Source organism: Dokdonia sp. PRO95, assembly GCF_000355805.1.
GTDB lineage: Bacteria > Bacteroidota > Bacteroidia > Flavobacteriales > Flavobacteriaceae > Dokdonia.
In genome coordinates this window covers 2,002,421-2,023,032 of sequence record NZ_CM001837.1, presented here as the reverse complement: position 1 = coordinate 2,023,032, position 20,612 = coordinate 2,002,421, and the positions used below count along the sequence as shown (strand labels likewise).

The 20,612-nt window shown below is 38.6% G+C and carries 19 protein-coding genes, 3 tRNA genes and 1 pseudogene; 18 read left to right on the top strand and 5 right to left on the bottom strand.

Going from position 1 to position 20,612, the window contains the following annotated elements; genetic code table 11:
* Positions 1-71 precede the first annotated feature (71 nt).
* The 3 genes from D017_RS09095 to D017_RS09085 all read left to right on the top strand — a co-directional run bounded on the left by D017_RS09095 (position 72) and on the right by D017_RS09085 (position 2,645).
* On the top strand, positions 72-917 hold the full coding sequence (locus D017_RS09095) for a transketolase (RefSeq protein WP_035336096.1): 846 nt from the start codon (positions 72-74) through the stop codon (positions 915-917).
* Positions 918-964: 47 nt separating this feature from the next.
* Positions 965-1,918 carry a transketolase C-terminal domain-containing protein gene (locus D017_RS09090; protein WP_035336094.1) on the top strand — a complete coding sequence of 318 codons (954 nt, stop codon included), beginning with the start codon at positions 965-967 and terminating at the stop codon, positions 1,916-1,918.
* A 97-nt stretch (positions 1,919-2,015) separates the two neighbouring features.
* Positions 2,016-2,645, top strand: a complete 630-nt coding sequence (locus D017_RS09085) for a porin family protein (protein WP_035336093.1) — start codon at positions 2,016-2,018, stop codon at positions 2,643-2,645.
* Positions 2,646-2,946: 301 nt separating this feature from the next.
* Here the strand turns inward: D017_RS09085 and D017_RS09080 are convergent, their stop codons facing one another.
* Complete coding sequence (locus D017_RS09080; RefSeq protein WP_035336091.1) at positions 2,947-3,969, bottom strand: hypothetical protein; 1,023 nt, start codon at positions 3,967-3,969, stop codon at positions 2,947-2,949.
* Positions 3,970-4,058: 89 nt separating this feature from the next.
* Here D017_RS09080 and D017_RS09075 point away from each other — a divergent pair, with 89 nt between their 5' ends.
* Together D017_RS09075 and D017_RS09070 are read left to right on the top strand one after the other, a co-directional pair.
* Positions 4,059-4,454: an RNA-binding S4 domain-containing protein gene (locus D017_RS09075; protein ID WP_035336089.1), complete on the top strand. Its 396-nt coding sequence runs from the start codon at positions 4,059-4,061 to the stop codon at positions 4,452-4,454.
* Between the two features lie 41 nt (positions 4,455-4,495).
* Positions 4,496-4,999, top strand: a complete 504-nt coding sequence (locus tag D017_RS09070) for a phosphoribosyltransferase family protein (RefSeq protein ID WP_035336087.1) — start codon at positions 4,496-4,498, stop codon at positions 4,997-4,999.
* Here the strand turns inward: D017_RS09070 and D017_RS09065 are convergent.
* Positions 4,991-5,512, bottom strand: a complete 522-nt coding sequence (locus tag D017_RS09065) for a shikimate kinase (protein WP_035336084.1) — start codon at positions 5,510-5,512, stop codon at positions 4,991-4,993. The two genes, D017_RS09070 and D017_RS09065, sit on opposite strands and share 9 nt — an antisense overlap.
* Before the next feature lie 119 nt (positions 5,513-5,631).
* Between D017_RS09065 and D017_RS09060 the strand changes: the two genes are divergently transcribed.
* From D017_RS09060 to D017_RS09020, 9 genes are all read left to right on the top strand, one after another.
* Positions 5,632-5,704, top strand: a tRNA-Lys gene (locus tag D017_RS09060).
* 129 nt (positions 5,705-5,833) lie between these two features.
* Positions 5,834-5,906 (top strand) — tRNA-Lys (locus D017_RS09055).
* Positions 5,907-6,051: 145 nt separating this feature from the next.
* Positions 6,052-6,134, top strand: a tRNA-Leu gene (locus D017_RS09050).
* Between the two features lie 235 nt (positions 6,135-6,369).
* Entirely contained in the window at positions 6,370-7,299 is a 930-nt protein-coding gene (locus tag D017_RS09045; protein ID WP_035336082.1) for a MerR family transcriptional regulator, read from the top strand.
* Positions 7,292-8,752, top strand: a complete 1,461-nt coding sequence (locus D017_RS09040) for an oleate hydratase (protein ID WP_035336079.1) — start codon at positions 7,292-7,294, stop codon at positions 8,750-8,752. The genes D017_RS09045 and D017_RS09040 overlap by 8 nt, the downstream gene beginning before the upstream one ends.
* On the top strand, positions 8,752-9,591 hold the full coding sequence (locus D017_RS09035; RefSeq protein WP_035336076.1) for a phytoene/squalene synthase family protein: 840 nt from the start codon (positions 8,752-8,754) through the stop codon (positions 9,589-9,591). Before D017_RS09040 ends, D017_RS09035 begins: the two co-directional genes overlap by 1 nt.
* 17 nt (positions 9,592-9,608) lie before the next feature.
* Entirely contained in the window at positions 9,609-10,076 is a 468-nt protein-coding gene (locus tag D017_RS09030) for a sterol desaturase family protein (protein WP_035336074.1), read from the top strand.
* A gap of 92 nt (positions 10,077-10,168) precedes the next feature.
* Positions 10,169-11,161 carry an NAD-dependent epimerase/dehydratase family protein gene (locus D017_RS09025; protein WP_035336073.1) on the top strand — a complete coding sequence of 331 codons (993 nt, stop codon included), beginning with the start codon at positions 10,169-10,171 and terminating at the stop codon, positions 11,159-11,161.
* Positions 11,152-12,168, top strand: a complete 1,017-nt coding sequence (locus D017_RS09020) for a glycosyltransferase family 2 protein (RefSeq protein WP_051583851.1) — start codon at positions 11,152-11,154, stop codon at positions 12,166-12,168. The genes D017_RS09025 and D017_RS09020 overlap by 10 nt, the downstream gene beginning before the upstream one ends.
* 4 nt (positions 12,169-12,172) lie before the next feature.
* Here the strand turns inward: D017_RS09020 and D017_RS09015 are convergent, their stop codons facing one another.
* Together D017_RS09015 and D017_RS09010 are read right to left on the bottom strand one after the other, a co-directional pair.
* Positions 12,173-13,495 carry a M24 family metallopeptidase gene (locus D017_RS09015; protein WP_035336069.1) on the bottom strand — a complete coding sequence of 441 codons (1,323 nt, stop codon included), beginning with the start codon at positions 13,493-13,495 and terminating at the stop codon, positions 12,173-12,175.
* Between the two features lie 87 nt (positions 13,496-13,582).
* Positions 13,583-14,731: a BamA/TamA family outer membrane protein gene (locus D017_RS09010; protein ID WP_225969287.1), complete on the bottom strand. Its 1,149-nt coding sequence runs from the start codon at positions 14,729-14,731 to the stop codon at positions 13,583-13,585.
* A 149-nt stretch (positions 14,732-14,880) separates the two neighbouring features.
* Here D017_RS09010 and D017_RS09005 point away from each other — a divergent pair, with 149 nt between their 5' ends.
* Genes D017_RS09005 through D017_RS08995 form a run of 3 tightly spaced genes read left to right on the top strand, consistent with a single transcriptional unit; the run spans position 14,881 to position 16,342 of the window.
* Positions 14,881-15,336, top strand: coding sequence for a tRNA (cytidine(34)-2'-O)-methyltransferase (locus D017_RS09005; RefSeq protein ID WP_035336066.1), 456 nt, complete (start codon positions 14,881-14,883; stop codon positions 15,334-15,336).
* 2 nt (positions 15,337-15,338) lie between these two features.
* Positions 15,339-15,860: a hypothetical protein gene (locus D017_RS09000; protein ID WP_035336065.1), complete on the top strand. Its 522-nt coding sequence runs from the start codon at positions 15,339-15,341 to the stop codon at positions 15,858-15,860.
* A 5-nt stretch (positions 15,861-15,865) separates the two neighbouring features.
* Positions 15,866-16,342, top strand: a complete 477-nt coding sequence (locus D017_RS08995; protein WP_035336063.1) for a hypothetical protein — start codon at positions 15,866-15,868, stop codon at positions 16,340-16,342.
* Positions 16,343-16,355: 13 nt separating this feature from the next.
* Here D017_RS08995 and bshC read toward each other — a convergent pair.
* Positions 16,356-17,950: pseudogene (bshC, locus tag D017_RS08990) on the bottom strand (bacillithiol biosynthesis cysteine-adding enzyme BshC).
* A gap of 121 nt (positions 17,951-18,071) precedes the next feature.
* Here bshC and D017_RS08985 point away from each other — a divergent pair.
* A complete protein-coding gene (locus tag D017_RS08985) occupies positions 18,072-20,561 on the top strand; it encodes a M14 family metallopeptidase (RefSeq protein WP_035336062.1) in 2,490 nt (829 codons plus the stop codon).
* Positions 20,562-20,612: the final 51 nt, after the last annotated feature.

Here is a 20,612-nt window from a genome sequence, read left to right as displayed (position 1 = left end):
CCTACAATCTTGAGCAATCTCGATGGTAGGACTTTTTTATATGCTTATTTTTACATAATAAATTCAATAATATGGCAGACATAGAGAAGCTAGAGGCATTTGTAACACAAGTGCGTAGAGATATCGTACGACAAGTACACAAAGTAAGTTCTGGACACCCAGGCGGATCATTAGGATGTGCCGAATTTATTTCGGTTCTCTATCAAGAGCTTATGGAACGTAAAGAAGGGTTTGATATGGACGGTATAGGAGAAGACCTTTTCTTCCTTTCTAACGGTCACATATCACCTGTTTTTTATAGCGTATTAGCTCGTTCTGGATATTTCCCAGTAGAAGAACTTAATACTTTTAGACTACTTAACTCTAGACTACAAGGACACCCTACTACACATGAAGGGCTTCCTGGAGTGCGTATCGCCTCTGGATCACTAGGTCAAGGACTAAGTGTTGCAGTAGGTGCCGCTCAAGCAAAAAAACTTAACAAAGACAACCATACTATCTATACCTTAATGGGAGATGGTGAATTGCAAGAAGGTCAAAACTGGGAAGCAATTATGTATGCTTCGGCAAAAAAGGTTGATAATATTATAGCTACTGTAGATCTTAACGGCCAGCAGATAGATGGTAGTACAGACCACGTATTAAACATGGGAAGCGTGCGTGCAAAATTTGAAGCCTTTGGGTGGATTGTTCTTGATATTGAACAAGGAAATGATGTAGACGCTATTGTAAAAGGAATGAATCAAGCCAAAGATCTTTCTGGAAACGGAAAACCAGTTTGTGTATTATTACACACAATCATGGGTAATGGTGTAGACTTTATGATGGGTACCCACGCGTGGCATGGTAAAGCTCCTAATGATGATCAACTCGCTAGTGCACTAGAGCAAAATCCACAAACTTTAGGCGATTACTAAACCTTTTCTTATTACGCTTTCGCGAAAGCGTACCAAAAAATTTTACAATGAAAACATACGAAAATACAGGCAGTAAGGATACAAGATCAGGTTTTGGCGCAGGAATGACAGAATTAGGAAGAACAAATCCTAATGTGGTATCTCTTTGTGCAGACCTTATAGGTTCTCTAAAAATACAGACGTTTATAGATGAAAACCCTGAACGTTTTTTTCAAATAGGAATTGCCGAAGCTAATATGATGGGTATCGCCGCAGGACTTACTATAGGAGGTAAAATTCCGTTTACAGGAACTTTTGCAAACTTCTCTACAGGTCGTGTTTATGACCAGATAAGACAATCTATAGCCTACTCTGGTAAAAATGTGAAGATATGTGCTTCTCACGCGGGTCTCACCCTAGGTGAAGATGGTGCAACACACCAAATTCTAGAAGACATAGGTCTTATGAAGATGTTACCAGGGATGACAGTGATTAATACTTGCGATTACAACCAGACTAAAGCAGCTACTATAGCACTTGCAGACCACGTAGGACCGGTTTACTTACGTTTTGGCCGTCCAGTAGTACCTAACTTTACTCCAGCAGATCAAACATTTGAAATAGGTAAAGCAGTACAATTACAAGAAGGAAATGATGTTACCATCGTTGCAACGGGCCACCTTGTTTGGGAAGCGCTAGAGGCTTGTAAAGCACTTAACGAAAAAGGCATCACAGCAGATGTAATCAATATACACACTATAAAACCTCTAGATGCAGAGGCAATCATTAAGTCTGTAAAAAAGACCGGATGCGTGGTAACTGCAGAGGAGCATAACTTTTTAGGAGGTCTAGGTGAGAGTGTTGCTAGAGAGCTATCTCTTACCCACCCTGTACCACAAGAGTACGTTGCCACAGCAGACACCTTTGGTGAGAGTGGAACACCTGCTCAACTTATGGAAAAGTACGGACTAAATGCAGATGCCATCGTAAAAGCTGTAGAAAAAGTAGTAGCTAGAAAATAATCAAACAACACAACCGTTTATATAAAAGACATAGGCAGTATGATTGTAACATACTGCCTTTTTATTTGTCTCTCTATTAATCAATAAAACTTCAATTATGAAAAAAATCATTGTAGCAGTATTACTCTTATCAAGTATAACTGCATTTAGCCAAAGCGAAGGGTTCGGTATCAAGGGCGGACTCAATTATGGCTCTGTAGGAGATCTTGAGTTTACATCAGAATTTGCCGAAAGTACTTTTGACAAAGAAAACAAGTCAGGCTTTCACGCTGGTATATATTACAAGGCAGAATTTGCTGGTATTTTTATACAACCAGAGCTATTATACACTAAAATTAATACCGAATATCAGAGTAATATTTCAGGCTCTAGTAGTATAGATTATGAATTGTCAAAAATTGATGTTCCTGTGCTAATAGGGTTTAACGTTGTAGGGCCTTTGAATGTTAAGGGTGGGCCTTCTTTCCAATACATTTTGGATGATGAATTTGATGGGATAGATATTGATTTTGAAGATCCAGAAAATTCATTTACCGTAGGTTACCAGCTAGGTGCAGGACTTTCGTTTGGTAGACTTGGTATTGATGTAAGATATGAAGGAGCATTTACAGACAATACAATTATAACAGAATCACAAGCCGAAGAAAACAGTGTAGGCTTCAAAGTAGATGCGAGACCAACGCAATGGATTCTTAGTTTATCTTACGCCCTTGACGGAGGGAATTAGTTTTAAAAAATATAGATTTTAAAATCGGGTATCCTTTCTGAGGATACTCGGTTTTTTTTTGATATAGCTTAAAGGCTATTAACCATAACCAGCTATTAGAAAATGCAATTATGTCACACCTCCTAATCTCTTTTAGGAAGGTCTAGTACCTTTTTTTTCTATTTATATCCTTACTTCTTAAACATCTGTTTTGACCATTATTTAGTGCCTTACAAATAGATAAAATAAAAAAGTCACATTGGTTTATCCAATGTGACTTTTTTAAATTTATATCACGCTTTCGCGAAAGCGTGATTACATCCTAGCTATCTGCATCTAGATAATCAGGTGTACCATCTCCGTCTGTATCTGTATAGGTCACAACTCCCGTTGAACTATTAATTCGGATTTCATCAATAGTATTTCTACCATCGCCATCATCATCATCATCCAAGTGATTATTGATCCCGTCTCCATCTGTATCGATAAATGATACTAAATTCCCTTCTTCGTCAAGCGTAATTTCTAATCTCGTAGTCACACCATCATTGTCATCATCTGGATCTTGAAATGCAAATGCAAAGTCATCATCTGGATTATCTGCCTCATCAAAAAGAAAGCCGTTTCCATCAAGATCTTCATCAATAGATATGATACCATCACCGTCATGGTCGGTAATTATTACATCAAAAACTGAAAATGTAAATACAAGAGGACTATAAATTTCAACACTTCCAGGAGGTGAGTTAAAATAAGCTAGGCCACTAGGGATAAAAACAGCTCCTACTCCATAGTCTTCATATGTTGTTGTACCATCTCCATTTTCTAGAGGTCCAGCACCTGCTCCTTTAAAACCAGCAATACCATTTTGAAAACCATCTATAGTCCCAGTAAGATCAAACCATACGGGATTAGGTGAAGAGTCAAAAACACTACTATTTAAATTTCTACCTGTATATGTTACTAACGTAGAATCGGTATAAGTAGCAGCCGGCTTCTCGCTAGACCCTTGTCTTGCAGTAAGAATGTAAACCGTTTGATCTGTGTCAACACGATTATAAGTGATACTCGTTAATTCCGGCCTATCTATAATAGGCGTTTTATCACTATTTACAGATGCTATTGTATCAAAGCGTATTTTGTAATCAAAATCTGCTGTAGGATTCTCAAATTCCTCATAATTGTAGAAGTGAGTCTCTAGATACTCTCGTATTTCTGCATCATCCTCCAATGCTTGCTCTCCTCTATCGCGAGCAGCAATTGCTTCAATACCATCATCATCAGAAGGGCAACCAACACATAGTAATAAAACTATAGCTAAACCTAGGTAATTTCTTAATTTCATCAATTTTAATTTAAGGAGTGCAAGATACAATTTTGATGTATTTTTGCACATTACTTTATCTTTATTAACGCGGTTTTATCCCATTTTATATGAGAGTAGACAAATATTTATGGTGCGTGCGCTACTTTAAGACTAGATCTATTGCAACTACAGCTTGCAAGAAGGGTCAAGTAAAAATAAACAACACCTCTGTAAAACCTTCTCGAGACATCTATCCTACTGACACCATTACTGTGCGCAAAAATCAGGTTACTTACGTTCTAGAAGTTCTTGATCTTCCCGAAAGCAGACTGGGTGCAAAACTAGTGGGCATGTATGTGCGAGACAAAACTCCAAAAGAGAATCTAGAAAAACTAGAATTACTTAAATACTCTAAAGATTACTATCGTAAAAAGGGTGCAGGACGTCCTACAAAGAAAGACAGAAGAAGCATTGATGAGATTTACAACAATGATGATTTTTTTAAAAGTGATGAAGAGGAATAGTGGGTTAATTGAATATCTTTAACCCTTAAGCTAGCACAGACATGAAAGTTAAACTTGAAAAAATACTAGACCACCAAGCAATAGCCCATAAAACAAAGCGCATTGCCTTTCAAATCTATGAAAGCAATGCAAATGAAGAAGAGGTTATACTAGCAGGTATTGCAGATAATGGCTACAAATTTGCCGAACGCCTAGCTACGGTACTTTCCGAAATATCTCCTCTGAAAACAATCCTTTGTAAAGTAACTATGGACAAGAAGAACCCGCTGGGTACGGTCCAGACAAGTTTACCTGCAAGTGAGTATCAAAATAAATCTATCGTACTTATAGATGATGTACTCAATTCTGGTACAACGCTTGTATATGGCGTAAAACATTTTCTAGACGTACCATTAAAGAGATTTAAGACTGCCGTACTAGTTAATAGAAATCACAAAAAATACCCCGTAAAAGCAGACTTCAAAGGCATTTCATTGAGCACATCGCTTAATGAATCTGTAAAAGTCACTTTTAGAAAAGGTAACGACACAGCTGTTCTAGAGTAATTTCTTTAAAATTTGGGCTGTTAGTTCTTCTGCTGATTGGCTTTCTACTTTAACCACAATATCTGCCTGGTTATAATAAAAACCTCTCTCAAATAAGTGCTTCCTTATATAGTCTTCTAGATCTTCTAGCGATTGCATACTAGCAATTAATGGACGCTGCTCCTTTGCTTGCCATAATCTATTTGCCAGTACTTTAAAATTCCAATTAAGGTAAATAGTCTTTGCATTTGCATCTTTAATAAGTTGCAAGTTATTTCCATAGCAAGGTGTTCCACCGCCCAAGGCTATTATTGTATCATCATCATTATTATCAATAAGCGCTTTAAGATGTCTTGTCTCGGCTTTTCTAAAATAAATTTCACCTTTATTTTCAAATATTTCGGTAATGCTACTCCCCTCTTTCTCTTCTATATAGGCGTCAAAATCTAAAAAATTGTAAGAAAGTGCTTCAGCAAGCAGTGGTCCAATGGTTGATTTTCCCGAACCCATATACCCCATCAAAAAATAATTCATAGCAAACTAATTGAAAAACAAAGGTATATATTAATCTAAAAAAAAGATTGAAATTTTTATTTAAAACGTTTGGTTACAACAATTAATTAAGTGTATATTTGCACCCGCAATAAGGCAATGACCTGGTAGCTCAGTTGGTAGAGCATCTCCCTTTTAAGGAGAGGGTCCTGGGTTCGAGCCCCAGCCAGGTCACTTGATAAGTGCAAACCTCCATCACTAGATGGAGGTTTTTTTATGACCAAAAATGTTCTTAAAATTTTTTCACATTTAAGCCTTTAGTTTCAAAAGAAGACTTTATATTTGCACCCTCGTTAAAACGACGACCTGGTAGCTCAGTTGGTAGAGCATCTCCCTTTTAAGGAGAGGGTCCTGGGTTCGAGCCCCAGCCAGGTCACTTTATGAGTTTAAACCTTCATCAATAGATGGAGGTTTTTTTATGCGCTAAAATTAACAACACTTAAAAATAGTTTTAGATTCGCCCTAGAGTTTCATAAGAAGATTTTATATTTGCACCCGCATTGATAAAATGCTACCTATCTACCCGGGTGCTGAAATTGGTAGACAGGCACGGTTGAGGGCCGTGTGCACTAGTTGCGTGTGGGTTCAAGTCCCATCCCGGGTACAAAGAGAGTTAGTCTTAAGATTAACTCTCTTTTTTATTGTAATTCTTTCCTGATTATAAAGATCCCTCAGATACTATGCACAAAGAAAGGTTATCATACTAGTCCTTTTATTTCAAATATTCACGCTTTCGCGAAAGCGTAACCCTATTTTCATAAATTTTGTTTAAATTTTAATACTCATAGGTTAAACAAAATAATTAAATTCCCTACTTTTACATATAAATAAGGAGTTTTATGAAAAATGCTGTAAAGACAAAATTTAGTATAAAGGACCTTGAGGGCTTAAGTGGTATTAAGGCTCACACCATACGTATATGGGAGAAAAGATATGGACTTCTTGAACCACAACGTACAGATACCAATATTAGAACTTATGCACTAAGTGATTTACAAAAACTACTTAATGTTGTTTTTCTAACAGAGCACAAATACAAAATTTCAAAAATTGCTCGTCATTCGACTAAAGAAATTGCGGCGCTCGTTGCAAGTTTGATTTCTGATTCTGATGAGTCTAGTGAAAACCACGCTATCAATTCTTTCAAAATAGCGATGATGAATTTTGATCAAAATTTATTTCACAAAACATATAATGCCCTTAATGAGACTAAGCCCTTTGTAAATATATTTTATGAGGTTTTTATACCATTATTACATGAAATAGGATTGCTATGGCAAACAGACACTATCAATCCATCACATGAACATTTTATATTTAATCTTATAAAGCACAAGATTCTTATTAATATTGAAAAAACTCAGATCAACGTTCCGCCATTGAAAGAAAAGACATTTGCACTTTTTCTTCCTGAAAATGAGATACATGAGTTAGGGCTATTATTTCTTAATTATGAATTGGTATCCCATGGCTACAAGGTTATTTATTTAGGTCAAAGCATTATGCTTTCCAACTTAAAATACCTTTCTGTAAATCACCCTAATCTATCATTTGCATCTTACTTCACCGTGAACCCTCTAGAAAGCGAGATTCCACAATATTTTGAAGAATTTAATGCTGTTTTTGAAAATCAGAAATTAAATCTCTACGTACTAGGAGCAATGACTAGCAAAATAGATGAAACGAAAGTTCCTTCAAACATTCACATTATGCTTAGCATAAGAGAGTTTGTAAATGTTATAAAACAGTCTACACCATCATATGCATAAAAAAATTGTAATTATAGGATCTGGATTTTCATCCCTATCTGCTGCGTGTTATCTTGCTCAAGCTGGTAACGAGGTGCACCTTTATGAAAAAAACAAAACCCTAGGTGGTCGTGCCAGACAACTTAAAGAAGAGGGCTTTACATTTGATATGGGGCCTAGCTGGTACTGGATGCCAGATATCTTTGAAAAGTTTTTTGGAGATTTTAATAAAAAGGTGTCAGACTTTTACCAGTTAGAAAAGCTGGACCCTGCTTATTACGTTTGGTTTAAAGATGAAGTTGTAACCATAGGTGATACGCTGGATAAAATAGCTACAGAGTTTGAGCGTATAGAGCCAGGGAGCTCTCCTCAACTCAAAAAGTTTATAAAAAATGCTGGAGTCAATTATGATATTGCTATTAACGATGTAGTAAACAAGCCAGGACTTTCTCCTTTTGAACTTGTAACTCCAGAAACGGCAGTGCGCGTAAATCAGTTTTTTAAAACTATAAGTGATGACGTGCGCAAGGCTTTTAAAAATGAAAAGCTGGTTTCTATTTTAGAATTTCCAGTATTATTTCTCGGAGCTAAACCTAATAACACACCTGCATTCTATCGTTTTATGAACTATGCAGATTTTGGCTTAGGGACTTGGCATCCTAAAGGAGGTATGCACGAGGTCATCAAAGGAATGATTAAGCTTGCACACTCACTAGGAGTAAAAACTCATACAAGCGCTGGTGCCAGTAAAATTCTGGTAGATCAAGGAAAAGTACAAGGAATTATAGTTAATGGGGAAACCATTACTGCAGATTATGTCGTAAGTGGAGCAGACTATCATCACAGTGAGACTTTGCTAGACCCATCATATAGACAATACACAGAGAAGTACTGGGACAGCCGTGTGTTTGCACCGTCATCACTCCTCTTTTATGTAGGTTTTGATAAAAAGTTTGATAACGTAGCTCATCACAACTTGTTCTTTGATACAGATTTTGACCAGCACGCAAGAACCATTTATGACGATCTTGCTTGGCCAGAAGAGCCTTTATTTTATGCAAATTTCCCATCGGTATCAGATGAGACAATGGCGCCAGAAGGTAAAGAAAATGGGTTTTTCTTAATTCCTATAGCTCCTGGAGTAGAAGATACGCAGGCACTACGTGATCAATATTTTGATATTATAATGGAAAGACTAGAGCGATTATCTGGTCAAAATTTTAGAAATCATATTATATTTAAGAAGTCATTTTGTGTAGATGACTTTGTAAGTGAGTATAACAGTTATAAAGGAAATGCCTACGGAATGGCAAATACTTTAAAGCAAACAGCTTTTCTTAGACCTAATTTAAGAAGTAAGAAAGTTAAAAATTTGTATTTTACTGGACAGTTAACGGTTCCAGGACCTGGCGTACCTCCAGCCCTCATATCTGGTAAGCTTGTATCACAATTAATAAGCAAATCAATTAAATAATGAAATCTCTATTTGACACCGTATCGAGAAGCTGTGCAAAGGTTGTAACTCAATCATATAGCACCTCATTTGCAAGCGCGACTAAAATGCTTGCACCCTGTATACGTCAGGACATTTATAACATTTATGGCTTTGTAAGATTTGCAGATGAGATTGTAGATTCTTTTCACGACTATGACAAGCCTACGCTATTCAAACGTTTTGAAGAAGATCTTGAGCACGCGCTTACAGATAAAATAAGTCTCAACCCTATTCTCAACGCCTTTCAAGAGACTGTGCATAAATATGATATAGACCCTGCTCATATCGCATCGTTTATGAAAAGTATGCGCCTTGATCTCACAAAACTAGATTATCTCACAGATGCAGAGTATAAGGAATACATTTACGGAAGCGCAGATGTAGTAGGCCTTATGTGTCTTACCGTTTTTGTAAAAGGAGACAAAGAAAAATACGAAAGCCTTAAAGACAGCGCGATGAGTTTAGGCTCTGCCTTTCAAAAAGTAAACTTTTTACGCGACCTCAAGGCAGATTTTGAAGGACTAAGTCGCACCTATTTCCCTAATACAAATCTTGTAAATCTTGATGAAGCCTCTAAGCAGCGTATTATCGAAGAGATAGAAGAAGACTTTGCAAAGGGACTGGCAGGTATAAATAGACTACCTATAGAAGCAAAGTTTGGTGTGTACACCGCTTTCCGTTATTATAGAAAATTACTCACAAAACTCAAACGCGTTCCCTCTGCCGAAATTAGGAACACAAGAGTGCGCGTACCAGACTACGTAAAGGCAAGTCTTCTTGCACGTAGCTATGTGAAATATCGTTTAAACCTTATTTAAAAGAATCCCCTATACAAATGCAAACATTACTTTGGATCTTCGTTTTTGTTATGACTTTTGTCATTATGGAATTTCTAGCCTGGGCAACACATAAATATGTAATGCACGGCTTTTTATGGTCTTTACACCAGGACCACCACCATAAAAAACACAACTCTTGGTGGGAAAAAAATGACCTCTTCTTTATCTTTTATGCACTAGTTTCAATAGGCTGTTTCCTATTGTGGCAGTACGAAGGCGTATGGATAGGTTTACCTATAGGCTTAGGTATTTTTGCCTATGGCCTTGCCTACTTTGGCGTGCACGACATCTTTATCCATCAGCGATTTAAATTGTTTCGCAATGCAAATGGATGGTACGGTAAAGCATTAAGAAGAGCACATAAAATGCACCACAAACACCTAGGTAAAGAAGATGGAGAATCTTTCGGGATGCTATTTCCTCCAGTAAAATATTTTAAGCAAGCGAGAGCAAGCAAGAGATAATATATAAAGACCACTGTAAAAGGTGGTTTTTTTTTACGCTTTCGCGAAAGCGTAACAACGCCCCTCTCAATTCCTTTTCCTAAGTTTGCAGTATGCAAATAACCTCATTAGTTACCGGTGGCGCTGGCTTTATAGGAAGCCACGTTGCTCGTCATTTACTAGCTTTACATCACCAAGTAATCATACTTGACGACCTCTCTGGCGGCTTTACAAGCAATGTACCTCAAGGTGCGATTTTTATAGAGGGAAGCATTACAGATACCACACTTATAGATGAGATATTTGTACAACATCACATAGATTACATCTACCATCTAGCGGCATATGCAGCCGAAGGGTTGAGCCATTTTATACGTAAGTTCAACTACGAGAATAACCTCATTGGGAGTATCAACCTCATTAATGCTGCGGTTAATCACAACATAAAGAAGTTCATCTTTACAAGCTCTATTGCTGTGTATGGTACTCAAGAATTACCACTTAAAGAATCGCAAAAACCACAACCCGAAGACCCTTATGGTATTGCAAAATATGCGGTAGAGATGGATCTGCATAATGCACATAAAATGTTTGGGCTAGACTATATTATCTTTCGCCCGCACAATGTGTATGGGCCTGGGCAAAACATCGGAGATAAGTATCGTAATGTAGTGGGTATATTTATGAATCAGATATTAAAGGGCGAACCGCTTACCATCTTTGGCGACGGAAATCAAACCCGTGCTTTTACCTACATAGATGATGTGGCGCCTTATATTGCGTCTAGTTACGCTTTCGCGAAAGCGGACAACCAAATCTTTAACATAGGCGCAGATACCGAAAACACGGTAAATGATCTAGCTAAAGAAGTAGGTCTTGCTATGAAAAAAGAGGTAACCATCAACCACCTTGAACAGCGTGAGGAAGTAGTACACGCCTATGCAGACCACTCAAAATTTATAGAAATCTTTAGCCCAAAGCCAGCCACAACACTTGCACAAGGATTACAAGAAACCGCAAAATGGGTGACCGAACACGGCGCTAGAGAAAGTAGTACTTTTGACCCTATAGAAATCACAAAAAACCTTCCAAAATCGTGGCAGTAAATCAACCCCTCGTATCTATCATAATGGCCGTAAAAGACACGGCTCCATATCTGCGCGATTGCATAAACTCCATTATAAACCAGACGTATCAAAACTGGGAACTTATTGCTGTAAATGATCACAGTACAGATGAGACTCCAGAGATTCTTGCGGCATTTGCAAAGCAAGATGCACGCGTTCGTGTTTTTGACAGTGACGGCTATAAACTCATCCCTACCTTACAATGTGGATACAGAGAAGTACGCGGAACCCTGCTCAACAGGATGGACTCTGATGATAAAATGCCAGATTATAAAATTCAGCTTCTCGTAGATGAGTGGCATAAGTATGGAAAAGGGCACGTGATTGCTGGAGGTACAGAGCACTTTGTAGATGAGGGCGAGGTAGGTGATGGTTTTTTACGCTATGAGCGCTGGCTTAATGAGGTGGCGAGAACTAGTACACACTACCAGCAGATTTATAAAGAGTGCGTTATCCCGTCACATTGCTGGATGATTCATAAAGATGATTTTGATGCCGTAGGTGCTTTTGATCCTGTTATTTATCCAGAAGATTATGATTTGTGTTTCCGTATGTATAAACACGGGCTCAAAGTTATAGGGATAGATGCCATACTTCACCACTGGCGTGATCGCTCTAACCGTATCTCACGTACTTGGGATGAGTATAAAGACAATCGCTATTTTGATATGAAAATGCGTTTCTTTTATGAGATAGATCGTGATAACACACGACCACTCGTACTCTGGGGTGCCGGACGTAACGGTAAGGATATGGCTAAAATTTTACAATCGTATAATGACAGCTTTCACTGGGTTTCTAATAATGAGAAACAGATAGGCAAAGACATTTATGATGTACGTATGCAATCTTTTACAGATGTCCCGTCTATAGAAAATGCGCAGATTATGATTGTAGTTTCTTCTCCAGATGGCAAGAAGGAAATACAAGCACTACTTGATTCTTGGGGCAAAGAAGCCGTTAAAGATTATTGGTTTTTTGCGTAGATAATTAATTTGAGATAATAACAAGTTCTTCTTGTGGAGCGATAAGATACTCTGCTCCATTTTCGGTTACTACAGCCATCTCCTCTACAGACATTGTTTTTACACCACCGTCTGCTAGTTTCCAAGAGTGAAAACCGTCAAAGGCAAACGTCATCCCTTCCTTGATTACTTTTTCTGAGGCTGGTCTCACGTGAGATGCTTGAGAACCTCCTAGGTTAGGTCCTACATCGTGAGCGACATAGCCTACTGGGTGACCCGTGCTCCACATTACATAATCAGACCCTGCTTTTTCCATAAGTACGCGCTGGGCTCTATCTACATCTACTCCTTTTACGCCTGGTTGCATCGCAGCAAGTGCTGCCCTATTTCCAGCTTTAGAACTTTCCCAGTAGTGCATAATCTCATCTGGAGCCTCGCTCTCGTCTTCTTTTAAAACATATGCAAATCGCTGTATATCTGTCACCCACCTGTCATATACTTTGATGCCAAAATCTATTTGTATCACATCACCAGGCATAATTACTTTATCTGTAGCGTGCGAGTGCCCGCGGTCTGGCCCAGAATTTACATTAGGATTTTGAGCAGGTGCCCATCCATCTGTCACGCCATACTCGGTCATTCTTTGTTTTAAGTATTTTGCAATGTCTGCATCTGTAGATGTACCCGGCACGACTTGCTTGTAAGCTTCAATCTGCCACTGGGCAGTGAGCTTTGCAGCTTTCTTTAGAATGGCAACTTCTTCTGGTAGCTTTATAGATAACCACTCATACACCACGTCTTCTGAGGATACAAGTTTTGAGGTTTCGTCACCTAAAGCACCAGCGATTTCTTCGTACTGTGTATGCGTAAGTCCGTCTGCCATCACATTTTTTGAAGATGTGTTTACGGCAATACTTTTAAAATCTTTTGTTTTGATAAAATCTGAGGCTTGTTCGATTGCTGATGTTCCTCGTTCAACACTCACAACTTCCTCGTGTATATCTAGATCATCTAACGCAGTTGCTTCTCCAGAAGGAGAGAACACCTTAGAGTGAAAACCATCTGCGTCGTTATAAAATAAAAACACGGCAGTACCACCAGCATTTTCTCCTCCTATATGATCTGCAATGGGATCATTGTTATTTTCTCTACAAATAGTCATCCAGCAATCTACCTCTGCAGTTTTGAGCGCTTGCGGTAATAGCTGGCTAATACGCTTCTTTCTAATGTCTGGCCAAGGATTTTCTCCCCAGTACGTTTCTGGGTTTATGGCAACTTCTGGTTTTTGTTGTTCAGCACAACTACAAACTAAAAAAATGGAAAGAAAAAAGAGTACAGGTTTGAGCATCGTATTAGTATTATTTTCAGAGTAATATAGAAATTTTGTTCCTATCTCTAAAAATAAAATGATGTAAATTAAACTAGCTGCTAGCTATTAAAATGCCTCTGCAATCCCTAAGTAAAACTCGCTAGAGCCTCTACCAAAACCTACATCAAAACGAAGATTGAGACGCTCTTCCTTATCTATCATAAAACGAAGACCACCTCCATAGGTAGGTTTTAAGTTCTTGAACTGAAAATCGCTCACATCATTATAGATATCACCTCCACCGGCAAATAATACAGCGCCAAAACGAGAGTTCTTAAACGTCTTTCTATACTCTACCTGGCTTGCTAGCAAATCTCTACCTACATAACGGCCTTCTCTATAACCACGCATAATCTCACTACCTCCAAGAAACGAAAACTCAGAAAATGGTAAATCACCACGAGTAAATCTTCCCACCATCTGGAATGCAAGAATATCATCCTTATCTGCAAATGGCTTTGTATAATGTCTTAAATCAAAACGTGTCAAATCAAAATTATGTGTACCACCCAGCGCCTCAAAATACTGACCTCTTGTGGTCTCTAGGTACCATCCATTTTGAGCATTTAGTACATTATTTCTGTTATCATACAGCGCAGCAACCTCAACACCTAGCGATGTAGAACCATCATAACCCGTAGGTCTAGTTTGATCTATTAGTCCGCCCTCTTCTATATCAACAGAGTAAATATGATTAAATCGCACACCAGCACCTACAAAAAGGTAACGTGTAAAAGCCTGTTTTAAAAAGATAGGCTCCACTAGCAACTGGTAATAATTATACTCTTCCTCTGCACTTTCTGGTGAGTTTGTGCCAAAACCATAAAACAGTCTTGGGTAATTTTGAAAAAGGATATTACCCTCTATCACCCATTTCTCTTGGTTTGTAAAAATCTCAAATCCAGAATAAACAAAAAACTGACTATTTAGTGTGTACTGCAGCGTGATAGGCATATTAGACACACGCGTCTCCTCCCCACTACCGTTAAATTTAAATAAGTATTTTGCACCCGTCCCAAAGGCAAAATTTGTCTCCGGGCTGTAGCTCATTACTGGTGCCGCTATAAACTTAGAGGCATATAAAGTACTATCTTTTGCAACAGCCTTGTGGTTAGGGTGAAACGTAAAAAACTCTTTAATTTTTTCAAAATCCTGTGCCTGTGCCGTCTGTGTATTACCTACCGTAAAAAGTACGATGGCAATAAGATATATCAATTTTTGGGGGAAGTAGTTTACTCTCAAAATGCTATTTTTGGGTAAAGATACTGTAGACGGGAGTTATAGCCCGTGACAAGCTTTAGTTTTTGTGATAACATTAGTATCTCACACACCATTTATACACCATACATCCCATCAAGCAAGCCATTATGCTCAATATTGTACTCATCAATCCAGAAATCCCAAATAACACAGGTAACATAGGTAGGCTTGCCCTCGGTTCTGGCTGCAAGTTGCACCTTGTAAAACCCTTTGGTTTTGAGATAGACGACACCCGCCTTAAACGCGCAGGTCTTGACTACTGGCAGCATCTAGACGTACAGTATTATGATAATACAGAAGACTTTTTTAAAAAGAACGCTTTCGCGAAAATGGCTTTTCTCTCAAGTCACGGCACAAAATCACATTATGACATTCCTTTTGAAGAAGACCTATTTCTCGTCTTTGGAAAAGAATCTAAAGGCCTCCCAAAAGAAATTACCGAAAAACACCCCGACCAACTTTATAAAATTCCATTATTTAGCGAACACATCAGAAGTTTAAATCTCGCAAATGCCGTGGGTATTGTAGCTTATGAGGGGATAAGGCAGTTGAATTTATAGATATGAAGTTACGTTTAATAATTCTTTTTCTACTTATTGTAGGTTATCAAAATGTATTCTCTCAAGACACATTATCTGTCAAAGAGATATATTTTGACAACAATCTTGCATATCAAGACTATAATAATGAGCTATTTACTGGTGTTGCACAAAAACTTAGAAAAAACGGAAATGGTCATATTGTTGCAGAAGAGATATATAAGAATGGTGTTCTTCTAGAATGGAAATTATTTTATAATAAAAGTCATAGAAGACTTGCTGAAAATGTTTTCTACTATAAGAAATATCCACTAACACCAAAGGAAAGAATTCGCTATACAACTAATGAGGATGGTAAATTCACTGAAAGGACTTATTACGACACTAATTTTAAAAAGACTTTAGTCACAAGACATAAGGATACTACTTTAGTATATAAATGTCCTTATACAAACGGAAAGAAAGATGGTGAAGAATTTTGCTTAAATGATAATGGAAATCCAATGATCATCAAATTCATAAACGGGAAAAAGATCAAAAATTAAAAGTTATGAATCTATTTCCGACTAGAGAATTCAAATTCAAGTTAATTAGCTCGCAAAAAGAAACAATTGAACGTCTTGAAAGACGCACCGAATATTCAAAATACTTAACATCAAATTGGACGACAAAATCTTTCAGAGGTCAAATTTCAGGTAATGAATTTAAAATTATCTCTTCAACGGTTGGAAAAGGAGCATTCTGTGTATTAACAGGAGAAATCAACACTGAACTAGGTTCTGTCACAATTACAATTAACAAGGCGTTTAAAATAATGTTAAGTATACTTTTAATCTTTCCTATAATTGCAATGTGCTTAATAGTGACTTTTGATTTGGAAAAATTCGAACCGTTTATGATACTATCAGTAATTGCTCAAATTGTAATGATAAGATTTATAGGCATACGATTCTTTTTTAAAAGATTCTCAAAACAGAGTTTGCATAAACTGAGAGATGCTTTAGATGTAGAGCTGATAGAAAACTAAACAAACTAACCCCTTACAAAGTAACCACCGTAAACTCCCCTCCTAGCGGCTCCAGCGCATTTACTAGCTCAGGGATGAGTTGCTCGCCAAATTCTAGATAAAACTGTGAGAAGTTGGTATTTCTTTCTTGCAGGCTTTGCATTGGAAAAACTTCGTTTTGTAAATCTACTAGACGCTGTACGTGGTCACTTAGTTTACGCTTTTGTGCGCGTAGCAATCTACTCTCTAAGTTTTCTAAACCTTTGAGTTGTTTTACTTCTTGTGCTTTTACGGCTCCTATAAAACTAGCATCTGTCTCTTCGGCTAGTAAATGCATTGCTTTAAACTGCTCTTTTAAAAAGCTGCGTTGTGCAGAGAAGTCTATCTCTATATTTGAGATAGCACGCACCTTTCGGTTGATGAGTTCGTTTTGTTTTAGAAATAAATTTGGTAACGACACGCCTAGATTTTCGGCTTTTGTACGTTGCTTTTCTGTACGTATTAGTGCCGAGTTACGAAGTAGTAATGCCGGAAAAGGAACTCCCACTTCTTCAAAATATGTTTTAAGCTGGAACCAGTACGCCAGCTCTCCACCTCCACCTATGTAACAAAGATTCGGCAAAATCACTTCTTGAAAAAGTGGTCTTAGCAAGGCGTTAGGAGAGAACCGTTCTGGATGGTTAGCAAGCTCGTCGAGTATCTCATTTTCGCGAAAGCGGATATCTGTATCATTTACCACATACATATCATCCACCTTGATAATACGCTCACGGATGCCTTCTGTAATGTAAAACAAGTTAATCTCACGAGGGTGCACTTGCTCTGGGTAGCCTAGCGCAGAGAGTTGCTCGGTTTGCTGTTTCACCTTTGCGTGCGACACGCCCTCTAGCAATTCTCGTTGTACATAAGGAGCAAATAATTCTTTAAGTACCGCGTCGTTACCATCTACAATGACAAGGCCGTACTCACCAAAAAGCTCGTTGCCCAGATAGCGCGTTGCATCTGCCAAGTTATCGTGATTGAGGTAGGCGTCGTTAAAGAGTTTTGAGAGTACTCCGCATTTCTTGAAGTCCCCAGCTGTGTTTTAAATAATGCTAGTACCTCAGCCAGTCCATCGGTTGAGAGTTCGCCTACGGCGCCTCCGTCCTCACGATTCCACTGTACTTTTTTACCCTGAAAATTGAAGTAGTTAATCTCGTCAAAATCGTGATCTTCTGTCGCCATCCAGTAAATAGGAACATAATTGCGATCTGGATCTTTCTCTTTAAGCTCCTTGCAGAGATTAATGACTGAGATAATTTTATATAAAAAATAGAGCGGCCCCGTAAATAAATTGAGCTGGTGCCCTGTGGTGATAGTAAATGTATTTTCGCTGGCAAGATGCTCTAAGTTGAGCTGTGTCTCGGCAGAGGTGTTTGTACTTTTATATTGCGCGATGAGGGAATCATATAAACGCTTTCGCGAAAGCGGACTAAAAAATTGTCCCTTCTCATCTGCCTGTTTGATAAGATTATCTGCTGTAGGAAATCTGTGATAAAAGGGCTTAAGTGCTTCTTCTTGATCTAAATAGTTTGTGATAAGATTAGAAAAATACCCCGTTTCTCGGTACGGCAGACAGTCGGTTGGCATAAATTGTGGTTTAGATAGTAAAGATAATTCTGATAAATTGCGAGTTTTCCCAAAAAAACGTTAAAACGCTGATTTGCGGCGAGCTCTTTTTATAGCTTTAGCTTTTGCTAAAACCAACCAAATGCTCAGAATCTACAGCTTTTTTGTCGCCTTATTTCTCACAACATTACTTACCGCTCAAGTACAATCTCCATCAGAATTTCTGGGTTATGAGATAGGAACACAGTTCTCACGACACTCAGACGTGGTGCGCTACTTTGAACACGTAGCCGAAAATAGTGACCTAGTCACCTATCAAGAATATGGTAAAACTAACGAGCGTAGACCTCTTACATATGCTGTAATTACCACAAGCGCAAACCATAGCAATCTAGAAAATATACGCAAAGCAAACCTGGAGCAAACGGGTATTGCCACTGGCAACTCTGGTACGGCAGACAAGGCAATAGTCTGGCTTTCTTATAACGTGCACGGTAATGAAGCTTCATCTACAGAGGCTTCTATGGTGACACTGTATGAATTAATTACGTCAAAAAAAGAATGGTTAAAAGATGCCGTGATTATTATGGATCCTTGTGTAAATCCAGACGGGCGTGATCGCTATGCAAACTGGTTTAACCAAGTAGCGTCTACACCTTACGACCCAGCACAAGTAGCTGCAGAGCACGATGAGCCGTGGCCAGGAGGAAGACCTAATCACTACCTTTTTGACCTTAACCGCGACTGGGCGTGGGCATCACAAGTAGAGTCACAACAACGATTAAAGGTATATAACAAGTGGATGCCTCACGTGCACGTAGACTTTCACGAGCAGGGAATAAACAATCCTTATTATTTTGCTCCAGCAGCAGAGCCATATCACGAGATTATCACAGACTGGCAGATGGATTTCCAAACGCAAATAGGAGCAAATCACGCACGCTATTTTGATAAAGAAGGTTGGTTGTTTTTTACAAGAGAGAGTTTTGACTTACTCTACCCTTCTTACGGTGACACCTACCCTACCTTTATGGGAGCAATAGGGATGACCTATGAGCAGGCTGGTCACGGTCGTGCCGGTTTAGGCATTCATACAGATCGAGGTTATGAACTCACGCTAGTAGATCGTGTAGCACACCACAAAACTACAGGACTCTCTACCGTAGAGATTTCTGTAAAAAATGCTGCAAAGCTCAACTCAGAGTTTAAAGCATACTTTAATAACAACAATCTCAAATATAAAAGCTACGTACTTTCTGGTAATGTAGATAACCTCAAAGCGCTAGCCGACTTAATGGACAAGCACGAGATAAACTATGGCTTTGCCTCAAACGGAAAGGCAACAGGTTTTAACTACACCTCAAACGGTCAAGGTAGTATGAGCTATGACACAGCAATGGTGATAAGTACAGACCAGCCAAAAGGAAAGATGGTAAAGGCACTTTTTGAGCCAGATGCAAAACTAAGTACACCGCTCACTTATGATATCACCGCGTGGAATTTACCACACGCTTACGGTCTTAATGCTGTGGCAAGCACATCACTGGTAAAAGCAAATGCTGCGAGCCCTTTTAAAACAAACATAACCACAGCAAGCACAAATGTAGCGGGCTACATCGGGAAGTGGAATAGTCTTGACGATGCACAGTTTCTAGCAGGACTTCTTAAGGAAGGCATTAGAGTACGTTTTAGCGAGCAACCCTTTGTAAATAATGGAATTTCTTACGAGCGCGGTTCTTTAATCATCACAAAAAGTGATAATCTGGGACGTAAAGATTTTAATGAGGTGTTGAGTACGCTTTCGCGAAAGCATAACAGAACCCTTACCGCTACGACAACCTCATTTGCAAGCTCTGGACCAGATTTTGGGTCGTCACAAGTAAAGCTTATCAATCCGCCAAAGATTGCATTACTTAAAGGAGATGCAACCTCATCATTGAGTTATGGAGCTACGTGGTACTTTTTTGAACAAACATTACAGTACCCAGTGACTTCTATAAATGCAGATAAGCTAGGGCGTGTAAATCTTGATGAATTTGATGTACTCGTGATGCCTAGCGGCTGGTACGGAAGCGTACTTAATGAAAGTAACCTTGACAAGGTAAAAGACTTTGTGCGTGGCGGCGGTAAAGTAATTGCACTAGCAAACGCCGTAGGAAGCCTCGCTGGAAAATCTGGATTTTCAATAAAAAGAAATACCGGCGGCAGCGATACCGAAAAAAGTGACAAGAAAGAAAACCTAACTCCGTATGCAGATCGTGAGAATGCAAGTACCACAAACTTTATCACAGGTTCTATCTTTAAGACTAAAGTAGATACGACACACCCTATGGCTTTTGGCTATCCGGACACGTACTACAGTTTAAAGCTAGGAAGCAACTCCTACTCATATCTGGATCGTGGCTACAATGTAGCGTGGATTCCTGAAGAGGTAGAGAACGTAGCAGGATTTGCAGGAGAAACGGCAAAAGGAAAACTAAGCAACTCTCTTATTTTTGGAGAAGAACGTATGGGACGCGGGAGCGTTATCTATATGGTAGACGACCCACTTTTTAGAGCGTTCTGGCACAATGGAAAGCTATTCTTTACCAACGCTATTTTCTTGACCAATAACGGGAAGTTTAGGTTGTAGATTCAATACTTACTAAAACAAAAAAAATGCCCTATTTCAGGGCATTTTTTT